The organism is Dactylosporangium sp. NBC_01737 (assembly GCF_035963215.1).
Classification (GTDB): Bacteria; Actinomycetota; Actinomycetes; order Mycobacteriales; family Micromonosporaceae; genus Dactylosporangium.
In genome coordinates this window covers 1,013,383-1,027,345 of sequence record NZ_CP109153.1, presented here as the reverse complement: position 1 = coordinate 1,027,345, position 13,963 = coordinate 1,013,383, and the positions used below count along the sequence as shown (strand labels likewise).

Sequence of the window (13,963 nt, the reverse complement as noted above, 5' to 3'; positions counted from 1 at the left end):
TCCACGGGGCATGCCTGACGGACGGCGGAGCGACCTGCCCGGGTTCCGGGGCGTCGCCGCCGCGTGTCGATCCTGCTCAACCCCCGGTTGACCGTTCTCAACTGTGACGCCGCGCGTGCTGTCCGTCAGGGGTGCAGCGAACGGGATCGGGGTTTGAACGCAGAGAGGACGGCAAACCGTGACGCGAGGCGTTTCTGCACAGGTGGCGCTGGTCGCGCTGGCCATCTGTGCCGGTGTTTTCGCGGGCGCCGGACCGGCGGCCGCGGAGGAGGGCGAGGTCAAGCCCATCGACCTCGTCGTGGCGGTCGACGAGTCGGGAAGTCTCTCACCGGACGACGTCGCGCAGGAGAAGGCGGCCGCGGCGACGATCGCCCTCGGCGAGCTGTCGGCGCAGTCCCGGGTCATCGTGTTCGGCTTCGCCAGCAAGGGCGCGAAACCGGCCGTCGAGTCCCCGCCGTGCGTGCTGGAGCCGGGTGCCGGCGCCGCCGGACGCGAGGCGATGAGCCAGTGCATCCAGCAGAACATCAACCGCCGCAACAGCGGCGAAGGCGACGACACCGACTTCGTCTCCGCGCTCAACCAGGGCATCTCCGACCTCGGCACCGGCGACCGGCCGAAGGTGCTGTTCCTGCTCACCGACGGCCGGCTCGACGTGCGTGGCGACACCTCCTACGGGCCGGACGAGAACGCGCAGCAGCAGCACGCCGAGGACCTGCTGAAGCGGCAGGTCCTGCCGAAGGCCAAGGAGCGCGGGATCCAGGTGTGGCCGCTCGGCTTCGGCGGCGACATCGACCAGGGCATGCTGGAGTACTTCGCGGCCAACGGCGGCCGGGCGCAGTGCGACGGCCGGGAGGTCACGCCCAAGGCCACGGTGGTGCGTGACACGGGCGGGGCGCGGCTGCTCCAGTCGATGCAGGAGGCGTTCGCCAGCGCGCGGTGCGGCGGCAGCTCGTTCGCGCCGCCGGTGTCGATCGACGGTGGCGGCGAGGTCACGCTGAAGGTGGCGATCCCCGCCGTCGCGACCGACGGCACCATCACCGTCTACAAGGCCGACCCCAACGTGACGGTCACCTTCACCGACCCGGACGGCCACAAGGCCCCGAGCAGCGGCGAGGTGGACGGCTCGAAGTTCGAGCTGGCCGGCAACAGCGGCACGGTCGAGGCGCTGCGGATCCGCAACCCGAAGCCGGGGGACTGGACCGTCAAGGTCGTCGCGCCGGCCGGGCTCTCCAAGCAGCTGGTCACCGCGAGCGCGCTGTGGCAGGGCGTGCTGCGCTCCGTGTTCTTCCTCGACCCGCCGAGCCCGGCGCCCGGGCAGACCTTCACCGTGGTCATGCGCCCGCACACCCGCTCGATCGAGATCACCGACCCGAAGGTGCTGGCCGGCCTCTCGTTCTCGGCCCGGCTCACCGGAGCCGGCGCCGACACCAGCGTGGCGCTGCTCGACGACGGCAAGGGCCCCGACGCGAAGGCGAACGACGCGCTCTACAGCGCCTCGTTCCAGCTGCCGGCGAACGCGAGCGGCAGCTACACGGTCCGCGGCGTTGCCACCGGGACCGGTGTCGCCGCCGACGAGCACTCCCTGACCTTCGAACCGGGCAGGCCCCAGGTGATCAGCGCGCAGATCGAGTTCGATCGCGGCCCCGTCGACGCCGGGACCACCAGGTCGGGTGTCGTGCGGGTGAAGAACGACGACACCGCCCCGCATGAGGTGCGCCTGCTGGTCAAGGGCCCCAGCGCGAGCGATTCGGTGTCGGTGTCCCCGGCGACGGCGATGGCGGCACCCGGCGACAGCACGTTCACGTTCAGCCTGGCGTTCGCCTCCGACGCCCGTGGCCCGTCCGGCGGCTCGCTGCAACTGATTGACGCCGCGAGCGGCGACGTGGTGACGAACACCCCGCTCGGCGTGACGATCGAGGAGCCCCCGGGCTTTGTCGAGACGTACTTCTGGTGGCTGGTGGTCGCCGCGGTCCTGCTTGCCGGCGCTGTCGTCACCGGGGTCGCGCTGCTCGTCGCGCGGGTGCGCGCGCAGGACGTCAGGGGCCTGCAGTTCACGCTGTACCGCAACGGCACGGCGCAGCGGCCGGTGCTGGCGCCCGAGGCCGAGCACCGCTCGAACAGGTTCGACTTCAACATCCCGGTCAGCCTGGACGGCCGCAACGAGGCGACCCTGCAGGCCGCCGACCCGGGCGAGGGCCGCTACGTCGCGCGCCGCGCGGGCCGGGACGGGGTGGTACTGGAGCATCCCGGGGGCGGTGAGCCGCTCAAGATCGTCACCAATGGCCAGCAGGTCGAGCTGCCCCACCTGCCCGACTACTCCATCGGGGTGCAGGACAACGGGCGGATTCCGAAACAAAGGGACGACGACCCGATCGACCCGATTCCCGTCACTGCCCGCAGTGCCGACCTCAATCTCTAGGGGACCACATGCATATTTATCACCCGGTCATGTTCGTCGGCCTCGGTGGCACTGGTTGCCGGGTCGGCGCCGAGCTGGAGCGTCGGCTCCGTGAGGAGCTGTGCGGCGCCGACGGCATGAAGCTGCGGGGCCCCGACTACAACCTGCAGCACCTGCAGCCGTACGAGCTGCCGCACTGCCTGCAGTTCATCTACGCGGACCTGAGCCAGGAGGAGCTCAGCCGGCTGCGGCGCCGTTCGGTGCCCAACGAGTCCTACGCGGACGTGGCCGGCAAGACCGCCGCGTACGCCTACGACCTGCTGCCGCCGTTCGAGAGCTTTCCCCAGGTGGCCCGGAACCTGCGGATCCAGGCCCCTGACTTCGTGGACAGCTGGCTGCCGGCCCCCGAGCGGGAGCCGATGGTGGTGCCGCTCGGGCTGGGCGCCGGGCAGCTGCCGACGGTCGGGCGGGCGGCGATCTTCGAGACCATCTCGCAGAACATCGACGCGGTCCGGCACCCGATCACGACCGCGATCGGGGCGATCAACACCTCAGCGGGCGACCTGCGGGTGCTCAACCGCGACGGGGAGACCGCCATGCAGCCGGTGGACGTCTTCGTGGCGTTCTCGGTCGCGGGCGGCACCGGCGCCGGCATCTTCTATGACTACCTGCACATCATCGACTCGGCGTTCGCCCGCGCGAACGTCACGGCGAACATCTACCCGCTGATCTTGATGCCGTCGGCGTTCGACGAGGGCCGCGGCGGCGGGATGCCCGCCTCGCTCAACGCCGGCCGGTCGCTGCTGGACCTGTTCCGTCTCATCGACGACCTCAACCAGGACAACCGCAACCACGGCGCGCTCAGCGCCGAGCTGAAAAGCCGCGGCCTGCACGTGACGTACCCGACCGAGGGCGACGTGAAGATGCGGCTGGGCGCGGCGCAGACCGCGTTCCTGTTCAGCAAGACCGCCGGCATCGACCGGGAGGACCTGCACCGCTCGATCGTCGCGCTGATCCTGTCGCTGGTCGGCCTGGAGCAGCCGAAGCAGGCCATCGGCGGGACCGACGGGCAGCAGTCGTTCGCCGCGACGTTCATCAACGGCAGCCACGAGCGGCAACTGGTCTCCAAGACCGGCATCGGGCAGCGCAGCGTCTCCACCAGCCTGGTCGGGTCGCTGACGGTGCCGTTCGACGACCTCGCCGACATGTTCGCCGGCCGGATGCTGGCCAGGGGCGTGCGGGAGCTGCTGCCGGCGCCGCCGGGGCGGGCGGAGGCGAACCTCGATCACATCCGCGACTTCTTCAAGGCCTCCGGTATCGGCGCCGTGTGGGCGCGGGAGGAGCAGTCGTTCCAGGAGCCGGCCGCGGTACGGGGCGCCACCGACGTCGTCAACATGCTGCGCACCCGGATCAAGCGGATGGAGGGTGGGCTGGACGCCCTCGACCAGTCGCTGGCGCGGCGTTCGCCGGAGCTGGCGCGGGACTTCAACCCGGTCGAGGGCGGGCTGGCCGTCCTCAACGAGATCGACCTGCTGCGGCTGAAGCGGGTCGTCTGCGGCGACTCGGCGCTCGCCGAGCAGATCGACAAGCTGGGCGTCGAAGGGGTGCTGGAGAACCGCCGGCAGACGCCGGAGCCGCCGTCGCAGGAGTGGCGCGTCCACCCGCCCCGGCCCGCCGCGATCAAGAACAGCCTCGGCGGGATGCGGCGGGTGACCGTCGCCGACCCCGCCGTCCGCAAGAGCATCGAGAACCAGGACGCCTGGTACCGGTACCGCACCAACCGCTGCTGGCACACGGCCTGGAACGACCACCGCGGCCTGTGGCACCCGCGGATCGATCGGTTCAGCCAGAAGCTGCGGGCGCTCGTGGACGCGCTGGCGACCCATGCCGGCAAGAGCGAGGAGGACTTCAACCGCCGCGCCGACGAGCTGTACCGCTCCCGGGTCGGCGTCACGTACCTGCTGCCGCTGCGCACCGAGCTGGAGCTGACCTACGAGCGGATGCTGCGCCGGCTGTCCGACCGGTACGCGGCCAAGAAGATCCGCGCCCACGCCACCGAGGGCGAGATCATCGCGGCCGTCCTCGGCCCCGACGGCTGGAGGTCGGCGCTGACGGAGAGCCTGACCCCCGGCCGGGGACCGGAGCACGGCCTGCAGATCCTGCTCGGCACGCTCAAGCAGCAGGTGGTGCAGATCCTGCGCGGCGGCGAGCAGCAGCACGAGGAGGCGCCGCTGCTGCCGCACATGAGCCAGCTGCTGCGGGCGGCGGCGACCCGGGACGAGGCGGCCGTCGCGCACAACGACGTGCAGTGGTTCGTCTCGGCCCTCGCCGGCATGCTGCCGGCGGCGTTCGTCCCGGAGGGCACCGGCAAGCTGGACACCCTCGTGGTGTACCCGGCGAGCGCGCCCGACAGCGACGTCGAGCGGTTCCTGAAGGACACGCTGAAGCTGCCGCACGGGCACATGGTCGCGGCACCGGAGTTCCGCGCCGTCGACACCGAGCTGATCACGGTCGTGTACGCCCGCGGCGGCATGGGCGTCACCGAGGTCGCCGAGGTGCGGCAGGTCCTGCTGGACTGGTCCCAGGCGGCGAAGGCACCGAAACCCCAGCACTACCTGCCGTGGCGGCAGCGGCTCGGCTACGACCAGGACTGGCTCGCCACCACCGAACGGCACCGGGTGGAGATCCTGCAGCGGTTCCTCGCCGCGCTCTGGAACGGCCAGGTCACCGTCGCCGGGGACCAGGACTCGCCGACCGCGATCCAGGTCACCACCCGCCGGGGTGCGCCCGCCTCCAGCGGGATGGTCCTGGAGCTGCAGCCGTTCGGCGCGGCCTCCTCGTGGGGCAGCCTGCTGCGCGCGTACGAGGAGTGGACGCTCACCGACAGCAACGTGATCCGGCTGAACTTCTGCGAGAAGCTCATGGAGACCGCCCCGAACGGGCTCGCCACGACGGTCGAGGACCCGGATCCGCTGTACGCCCACGTGGTCGAGAAGGTCGTCGAGCGGGAGATCAGAGTCCTCACGGACATGATGGAGCGCCTGCCGGCCGGCACCCAGCCGTACTGCAAGCAACTGCTCGGGTTCTGGCGGGACACGTTCACCGCCGCCCGGCGCCGCACGTTCCTCGGCAACGCACCCAGCGGCAACACGTTCGAGGAGCTGGAACACACCGTCCAGACCCGCAACGACCCGATGCCCGGAATGAAGCGATGACCACGACCGCGTACGCGACGCAGGCACCCGAGAACCGCACGCTCCTGGTCGACCTGCGCACCGACCACGCCGCGCTGGCTGCGTGCCGCACCTTCAACGAGTACGTGCGGCAGCGGGGCCCCGGCCCGGACGGCGCCGTCCGGGAGGTCGACCTGAGCCGGGTGGTCATCGTCGACCGGGCCGCCGACCTGCTCGCGCACAGCGACGCGCTGACCGTCGTGCGCAACGCCGGTGCCGTGCGGCACGTCGTCTGCGTCGCCGTCGGGATGGCCGACGACGCCGCCGGCGTGCCGGTCCGGCTGCCGACCATCCTGCGCAACGAGCTCACGACCGTCCTGTGGGTCGGCGACGAGTACGGCATCACCTGGAACCCCGGCCACGGACCGGCGCCGACGGTGGTCCTCGTCCCGTCCGGGGCCCGGTACAACCACCTCGGTGACCTGCTGGAGGCGCTGACCGCCAAGGAGCTGTTCGACGAGGTGACCGTCCGCGCGGCCGGCATGCCGTCGCGGGTCACCGTCCCGGGGGTGCGGGTCGTGTCCAACCGCGTCGCCGACGACGTGCTCGTGGCCGCACAGCGGCGCGCCGTCGACGCGATCGTCGACGGCGCCGACCGGGTGATCCCGGTGCAGCCGGCCGGGCAGGACCCGGCGGCCCTCGGCGACGAGCTCGCCCGCCAGTTCGGCCACCCTGACCGGACCGAACCCGGCGGCGCGTTCGGGCAGACCCGCGCCGAGGCCGACCGGGCCGCCCGGACGGTCGGCGCGGCCGCCGCCGGGCGCCCCTGGCAGCTGCTGGCACAGCAAGGGCCGGGGATCCCGCACCTGTTCCGCCGGTCCGCGGAGGCGCTGCGGACCTACCGTGAGGCGCTGCGGCAGCTGCTGCTCGCCGGCGACCAGGGCCCCGACGAGCAGCGCCGGGCCCGGCTGCAGGCCGAGGGGGTCACGCTGCCGCCACCGCCCCGTGGGAACGCCACCGACCAGCCGGCCGCGGTCGACAAGGTCCGTCAGGCGACGCTCGCCGGGATCGAGATGGGGCGGCCGCTGCGGCAGCTGGTCACCGAGATCTTCGAGACCGCCAGCGCGTTGCGCCCGGCCGGCAGCGCGGTGCGGGCACCGGCCGTCGACCAGGCCTGCCCCGATCAGCGTCTCGACGACCTCACCACCGTCCCGGGGATGCCGGGCGGGTTCGGCGGCCCGTTCGTGCCGCTGCTGCTCGCGCTGGCGCCGCTGCTCGCGCTCGCGCCCGCGCTCTGGTCGCCGCTGAGCCGGACCACCGCCGTCGGCCTCGGCGCGGCCGTGGTGGTGCTGCTCGTCCTCGGCGCCGCACTGCTGCGTGGCCGCCGCAACCGGCTCGGGCTGGTCCGCCGCTCCGCGGTCCGCGACGTCGCCATGGTGGCGTCGGTACTGGTGATCAGCGCGGTGCTGCCCGCGGTGCTCACCGCCCGGCTGGTCGGCGGCGAACCCGGCGACGGTGAAGTGCCGCCGGTGCCGGCGCAGTTCGCCTGGGCCTGTGCCGGCGCCGGGGCGCTGCTCGCCGTCGCCACGATCTGCCTGTGGTGGAGCCTGCTGATCCGGGCGTGGCGGCACCTGCTGCCCGCCGGCCAGCCGGACCGGTTCGTCCGTGCGCTCGACAGCGTCTACGACGAGGCGACCGCGGAGTGGACGCTCACCGACGCGCGGACCCGCGCCTCCGACGCCGTGCGGACCCTCGGCAGCACGCTGGACTCGCTCGGCAACGAGCTCGCGGCGCACGCGATCGCGCTGGACACCGGCCTGCCGGGCGACCCGGCGCCGTACACGCCCGCGACGACCGCCGGTGCGGTCAACGCGATCGTCCGGCACGACCTCGTCGCCCTCACCGCCGAGTGCGTGGAGCGCGGCGCCGCGGAGATCCGGCGCGGCGAACGCGACGGCGTGCCCGAACGGGCCGCGCAGCACGCCCGCGACCTCGCCGTGGGCTACGACCGGTACGTGCGGCACGACGGCATCCAGCACCCACCGCCCCGCTGGCCCGTGCGCGCCGCCCGGGACCAGCTCGTCCTCACCTGGTGGCGGGGGCTGGACGACTTCCACCGCGCGGCCCTCGACGACGGTCCGGTGCAGCAGCTGTGCGCCGACGACCAGCTCCAGCTGATCGGCCGGGACCCGGCCGGCGCGGTCGTCGTGGCGTTCGCGCCGGGCAGCGCCAAGGCCGCGATCGCCGACGCCGCCGACGGGCTGGACGGCGGTCACGACCCGCGGACCTTCGAGCTGATCTGGACGACCGCCGGCAATTCGGCGGGGTTGCTGCACCTGGTGCCGCTGCGGGCCCGGGTCGAGTTCGAGCAGTTGGAGGCGACCGCATGAGCCTGACGACGCTGCAGGTGCTGGTGTGCACCGTGCTCGCGGTCATCGGGGTGTACGCCGGCTGGTCGACCCTCGACGGGCTCACCAGGCACGCCGGCGAGGCGGGGATCGCGGACGAGGACGGCATCGCCGACGAGGAAGGGGGCGCCCGGGATGTCCGGCGCAATCTGTGACGAGATCCTGGCCTTCACCACGCCGGGCGGCGACGAGGTCTCCTGGTCGGTCCTGGGTGACCCCGACGACCCGGACGGCCGCAATGACGGCGGCGGCTTCCGGTTCCGCACGCGCTACCTCGCCGCGGGTAACGGATACCAGGTCCTGCAACGCCGGCTGGTCGGCACCGGTACACCCGAGGAACGCGACGTCTGGGAGCGCCGGCTCGACGGCGAGATCTGCGCCGCCCTGCGGGTGCACCGGCGCTTCGGCGACCGGGACCCGCAGCTGCTCCTGCCGCGGGTCGTCGGCTACAAGGTCGACGTGGACGAGCCGTTCATCCTCTGGCAGCCGCCGCCCGGCGAGCCGCTGACCGGCCTCCTCGGCGGGTTGCTCAACGAGGACATCGACCGGGTGCTCGTGGACGTGCTCACCGCGCTGGCCCGCCTCGACTCGGTCGGCGTGGTGCACCGGGCGATCAGCCCCGCCACCGTGCGCTGGGACCGCCACCACGCCTACCTGGACGGGTTCGGGTCGGCGGCGCTCGCCGGGGAACCCCGCGAACCCGTCGGCGAGGCCCCGTGGAGCTCGCCGGAGCAGCGCGCCGGCGAAGGCAACACCGACCCGCGCGACGACCTCTGGAGCGTCGGGGTGCTGCTCGGGCGGATCGTGTCCGGGTCGCCGGCCGCCGTGCCCCGGGTCGCGAACCTCGGGCCCCGGTTCGGTGCGCTCCTCGGCGACCTGCTGGACCAGGTCGCCGCCCGCCGGCCGACCGCGGTCGAGGCGCTCGGGCGGCTGTCGATCGCGTCCCCGGTCAGCCGGCCGCTGGACCACGACGACCGGCTGGCGGCCGGTCGGCGCCGCTTCGACGAGCTGCGATCCGGCCGGACGCCGGGAAACGGCCGCGGCGCCGCTCATGCCACCGTGCCGGTCCAGCAGGAGGTCCGGCGCAAGCACTTCTGGTCGCGGCCGGCCGCGCAGGCCAAGGTCGAGGAGGTGTACCCACCCCGGCGGTGCTACCTGTGCCTGGCCGACGTGCAGTGGACCGGGACCAACCTGCGCCTCTGGGTCGACGGCAGGTACCGGCCGCTGGAGCTGCCGGCCGACGCGTCCGAGGCGAAACGCGAGTCGCTGCTGCTGCACGCGTTCCAGCGCTGTCCGGGCGGCGGAACCGGTGACAGCACCGAGCACTACCTGCCGGCCGGGTACCTGCGCAGCGGCACACCGATCAACATCGCCGTGATCGGCAGGTCCGGCGCGGGCAAGACCCACCTGCTCACCGGCATCGTGCGGGACATCGACGCCGATGCGCTGAGCAACTTCGACGTCCTGACCAGGGCGGTGGACATGGCCGGCCACGACGCGTTTTTGGAACAGCACGTCACGCGCCTGTACGACGAAGGCACCATGCTCCCGCACACCGGTGCGGTGGCCGACGTCGAGTACACCGACGGGCTCGTGCTGACCGTCAACGGCCGGTCGCGGCCGCTGATGTTCTTCGACGTGGCCGGGGAGACCCTGCAGCCGCGCCAGCAGCGCACCCGGGCGGCGCAGTTCCTGTCCGCCGTCGACGCGCTGCTGTTCGTCGCCGACCCGGACAACGACACCGTCGACGCGACGTTCGGCGCGGTGGTCGGCCGGCTCGCCGCCCGCCAGGGCGCCGACGGCAAGCTCGACCTGCCCGCCGCGATCGTCGTGACGAAGAGCGACCTGAGCCGGTTCGAGGAGCCGGTGGACCGGTGGATCCGCGCCCGCTCGACGGCCCGGCCGCCGCTGGACTGGGACCGGGTCGTCGAGGAGAGCCGGGACGCGTTCGCGTACCTGCACGGCCGCGGCCGCACCGCGCTGGTCGCGCCGTTCTCCCGGTTCCGCGACTGCACGCTGCACTTCGCCTCGGCGACCGGCGGGCGCGCCGCCGCCGACGGCAGCTTCCCGCGCGGCGCCCGGCCGCAGCGCTGCCTCGAACCCCTGCTCGCCCTGCTGCACCAGCTGGACGTGCTGCCCACCGACACCACGAGGAGGGCAGAGTGACCGGCCCGCTGCACACGATGCTCTTCCAGTGGTCGCCGTCGAAGGGCGCCGCGATCGTGCGGACGTCGCTGCCGGAGCAGCACCAGGACCTGTGGTTCGACCGGCTGCTGCCCCGGCTGTCGCTGCCGCCCGACCAGCACGACACCGGCAGCACCTGCTACCTGCAGTACGACGACGTCATGGCGCTGCTGCACCGCTGGCCCGCCAAGGACGGCCACCACCGCGACTCCACCCGCACCCGGGCCCTGCTCGGGCCGCCCGACCTGCTCACGTTCGCCAGGGCCGTCGCCGTGCGTCCCGGCGTCGAACCGGACGGCGACGGCCCGTTCCAGGCGATGCCGCAGGGCTGGCTGGACGCGAGTGACGACGAGGCCACGTTCCGCGCGGCGATCGAGGCGTGCGAAGGCGAACTGACCACCTTCGTCGCCGGGCTGCTGTCCTCCGGCGCCGGCGGACGCTTCGCGGTGGTGGCACCGCAGGCGCACCGGCGTGCGCTGCTCTGGGGCGCGCAGCGGTGCTTCGGGCCGGGTGAGTGTCCACCGTGGACCTTCTCGACGGCGGAGGCGAGCCTGGCCGACCATGACCTGCCCCGCATCGTGTTCGTCCCGGCGGCGGCGTCGTCCCGCAGCAGCTGGGACCACAACCGGTCCTGGATCGACGTCACCCAGCCCGAGCTCGTCGAGCCGGCGAGGCGCCAGCAGGCCGAGGAGTTCCTGTTCGACGCCCTGCGCAGCACGGCCGGGCCGTCCCGCAGGGCGGCCCCGGGCCGGCTCGCGCCCCCATTGCCACCACGGTCCCCGATGCAGCAGGTGAGCGCGCCCGTGAGCGCGCCGCCCAGCCACCGGTCCGCCCTGCAGCCGGTGCCGCAGCCGCGTTCACAGGTCCGTGCCAGGCCGCCCGCGCAGCCCGAGCGCGCCGAATACGCGCTGTTCGTGCTCTGCCTGACGTTCTCCTCGGCGCTGTTCGTGCTGCTGCTGATGTGGGCGGGCTCGTGGTGAGCCCCGTCGACGCGATCCGGCGGGACCCCCGCTGGTATCACGACGTGCTCGGCGCCGGGCTGCTGGCGCTCGCCGCGCTGACGTTGACGGTGGCCTGGGCGGGCACGAACACGGTCCAGCCGCCGCCGGTCGCCTGGACCGTGTTCGTGGGCGCCGGCCTCTGCAGCTGGCTGTTCCTGATCAGCGCGGCCCGCTCCGCCCAGCTCGCCGCCGTCGACGGTGCCGAGCTGCGCGGCCTGCTCCTGGTGGCGATGCTGCTGGCCCAGGTCGGGTTCGTGCTGCGGCTCAGCTCGCGGGAGCCGTGGGTGGCCGGACTGGAGTGGGCGGTCTTCCTGCTCGCGGCGCTGCTGTTCCTGGCCGCCCACGAGGCGGGCCGCCGCGCGGTGCCGATCAGGGTGTGGGCGGTCGTCGTGGGTGTGCTGTTCGCCGGGGCGACCGCCGCGGTCATCCTGACCCCGCACACCCCGCACCCGCACATCCCGCAGGGGCCGCGCCTGTACTGGCAGCAGACCATGCCGGCGGCCGTGCTCGCCGCCGCCCTGGCCGGGGCGATCGCCCTCTGCTTCGTGTGGCGCCCCGAGGGGTTCAGGCGGGAGGCGATCCGCGCGCATGTCGTCGCGGTGCCGCCGCTGGCCGTGTACGCGTTCACCCGCGACCCCGGCGCCGCCGTCCTCATGTGCGGGGCCACCGCTGGCGTGGTGTTCGCCGCCGGCCGCCTGGTGTGGGGCATGACCTGGCCGGCGACCCTGCGGCCGCTCGCCACGGGAGTGACCGCGACCGCGGCGGTCGCGACGGTCCTGCGGCTGATCGACCCGGAGCGCATCTTCAGCGTCCCGCCGGTCCCGCCCGAGCGGGACCTCATCGGGGTCTGGCAGGCCGAGGGGGCGGTGCCGTTGACCGCGGTCGGCGGGCGGGGTGCCGCGGCGGTGCTCACGCTGCTGGTCGTGGTGTTCGCCGGGCAGGTGAGCCTGCTGGTGGCCCGGGCGCTGCGCCCTGACGACCGGCGCACGGGGACGCGGGCTTTCCAGCAGGTCTGGGCCGTGGCGCTCGGAGGGCAGGTGCTCGTGTCGCTGCTTGCCCCGCTGCTGATCGAGGCGTTCCGGCTGCCGGGGCCCTCGACCCTCACCGCGCTGCCGTTCGCGGGCGACGGCGCGAGCTTCGTCCTCACCTTCGCCGCGCTGGGCATGACGTTCGCGGCCGCCCAGCACCCGGACGGCAGCACCGCCGGGTGAGCGCCGCGCCTCGGCTGACCCACGCGCCGGCCCCGGCCGTGTGGCCCGCGGGTGCCCACCCGCGAAGTGTCCTTAGGGCTGACCCCGATCGGCAGAATCGGCGGCGTCGGGATCGATCGTCTGCGCTACGGTGGAGACCGGTGCCGCGGAAGGTGGTCGAGCATGATTGACAACGAGTTGATCGCGCAGTCAGCCGCCGATGCCGCCCGGCTGGAGTCCGAGATCCTCGCCGCCGCGGGCCGTGCGCCCAAGGGCGCCGACGAGCTGATCGCGGTCCGCGCGCTGGCGAACGCGCTCGTCGTCGTCGTGCAGGAGTATCTGGAGCAGCACTCGAACGCCGAGGACGTGGAGCTGTTCTTCGAGGTGCATGGCCGTCAGCCGGATGACATCGAGGCGTGGCCGGCCAACATCCTGGCGGACCTGAGCCGCCACCGGATCCCGGCGGACGACCGCAGCACGATCAACGTGCGGGCGGTCCGGACCGCGACCGGCTACATCCGGGACTCCTCGCCGCTCGCACTGGGGTGACCGGGTCGCGGGCTGGTCGGGCCTCGTTAAGCTAAGCCCCGTGACGATCACTTTCGCTGAACTCACCACCATGCGCGTCGGCGGGCCGGTGCGGCGGTTCGAGCTCGCGCAGACGGCCGACCAGGCCGTCGAGCTGGTGCGCGAAGCCGACGTCGCCGGCGACGCGCTGCTGGTCATCGGTGGCGGGTCCAACCTCGTCGTCGGCGACGTGGGTTGGGACGGGACGGTCGTCAAGATGGCCTCGCCCGCGTTCGACATCGAAGGTGACCTGGTGCACGCCGACGCGGGCGTCGACTGGGACCTGCTGGTCCGCGCGACGCTGGCCGAGGGGCTCGCCGGCCTGGAGGCGCTGTCCGGCGTGCCCGGCTCGGTCGGCGGCACGCCGGTGCAGAATGTCGGCGCGTTCGGGACCCTCACGTCCGAACTGCTCGAGTTCATCACGGTCTACGACCGAGAGGCCGGCAAGCTGGAGCGCTGGACGCCCGACCGGTGCGGCTTCGGCAGCCACCGGCAGTCGGTGTTCAAGCACAGCGACCGCTGGGTGGTCATCGACGTGACCTATCGGCTCAAGCGCACCGGGCAGTCCAAGCCGATCGAGTATGCGGAGCTGGCACGCACCCTCGACATCCCGATCGGTGGCACCGCGCCCATCGCCGACGTCCGGCAGGCGGTGCTGACGCTGCGCCGCAACAAGCGCATGGTGCTCGACCCGGACGACCACGACACGTGGAGCGTCGGCTCGTTCTTCATCAACCCGGTGCTGCCCGAGGTGCCGCCGCGGGCCAGCGAGTGCCCGCAGTATTTCGACATCAAAGGCACCAAGCTCTCCGCCGCCTGGCTGATCCACAACGCGGGATGCCCCCCGGGCTACGGCCTCGACTGGGGCAACGGGACGGTCGCGCTGTCCAGCCGGCACGCCCTTGCCGTCACGAACCGGGGCGGCGCCACGACGGCGGACATCATGAAGTTCGCCGCGCACGTGCAGGAGAAGGTCGAGGCCCGCTTCGACATCCGGCTCGGCCCGGAGTGCGACCTGGTCAACTGCTCGTTCTGAGCGCCG

9 protein-coding genes are annotated in these 13,963 nt (G+C 73.1%); all 9 read left to right on the top strand.

The window, feature by feature from the left end:
* The first annotated feature begins 178 nt into the window (after nt 1-178).
* The 9 genes from OHA72_RS04670 to OHA72_RS04630 all read left to right on the top strand — a co-directional run bounded on the left by OHA72_RS04670 (nt 179) and on the right by OHA72_RS04630 (nt 13,957).
* Nucleotides 179-2,419: a choice-of-anchor X domain-containing protein gene (locus OHA72_RS04670; RefSeq protein ID WP_327006615.1), complete on the top strand. Its 2,241-nt coding sequence runs from the start codon at nt 179-181 to the stop codon at nt 2,417-2,419.
* Between the two features lie 8 nt (nt 2,420-2,427).
* Complete coding sequence (locus OHA72_RS04665) at nt 2,428-5,613, top strand: tubulin-like doman-containing protein (protein ID WP_327006614.1); 3,186 nt, start codon at nt 2,428-2,430, stop codon at nt 5,611-5,613.
* The gene (locus OHA72_RS04660; protein ID WP_327006613.1) at nt 5,610-7,961 is read left to right on the top strand and encodes a hypothetical protein; all 2,352 of its coding nucleotides are present in this window, start codon (nt 5,610-5,612) and stop codon (nt 7,959-7,961) included. Before OHA72_RS04665 ends, OHA72_RS04660 begins: the two co-directional genes overlap by 4 nt.
* A complete protein-coding gene (locus tag OHA72_RS04655; protein ID WP_327006612.1) occupies nt 7,958-8,134 on the top strand; it encodes a hypothetical protein in 177 nt (58 codons plus the stop codon). The genes OHA72_RS04660 and OHA72_RS04655 overlap by 4 nt, the downstream gene beginning before the upstream one ends.
* Nucleotides 8,115-10,145 carry a TRAFAC clade GTPase domain-containing protein gene (locus tag OHA72_RS04650; protein ID WP_327006611.1) on the top strand — a complete coding sequence of 677 codons (2,031 nt, stop codon included), beginning with the start codon at nt 8,115-8,117 and terminating at the stop codon, nt 10,143-10,145. The genes OHA72_RS04655 and OHA72_RS04650 overlap by 20 nt, the downstream gene beginning before the upstream one ends.
* Nucleotides 10,142-11,143: a hypothetical protein gene (locus tag OHA72_RS04645; protein ID WP_327006610.1), complete on the top strand. Its 1,002-nt coding sequence runs from the start codon at nt 10,142-10,144 to the stop codon at nt 11,141-11,143. Before OHA72_RS04650 ends, OHA72_RS04645 begins: the two co-directional genes overlap by 4 nt.
* Nucleotides 11,125-12,375, top strand: coding sequence for a hypothetical protein (locus OHA72_RS04640; RefSeq protein ID WP_327006609.1), 1,251 nt, complete (start codon nt 11,125-11,127; stop codon nt 12,373-12,375). The genes OHA72_RS04645 and OHA72_RS04640 overlap by 19 nt, the downstream gene beginning before the upstream one ends.
* A gap of 162 nt (nt 12,376-12,537) precedes the next feature.
* A complete protein-coding gene (locus tag OHA72_RS04635; RefSeq protein WP_327006608.1) occupies nt 12,538-12,903 on the top strand; it encodes a hypothetical protein in 366 nt (121 codons plus the stop codon).
* Nucleotides 12,904-12,943: 40 nt separating this feature from the next.
* Nucleotides 12,944-13,957, top strand: coding sequence for a UDP-N-acetylmuramate dehydrogenase (locus tag OHA72_RS04630; RefSeq protein ID WP_327006607.1), 1,014 nt, complete (start codon nt 12,944-12,946; stop codon nt 13,955-13,957).
* Nucleotides 13,958-13,963 lie beyond the last annotated feature (6 nt).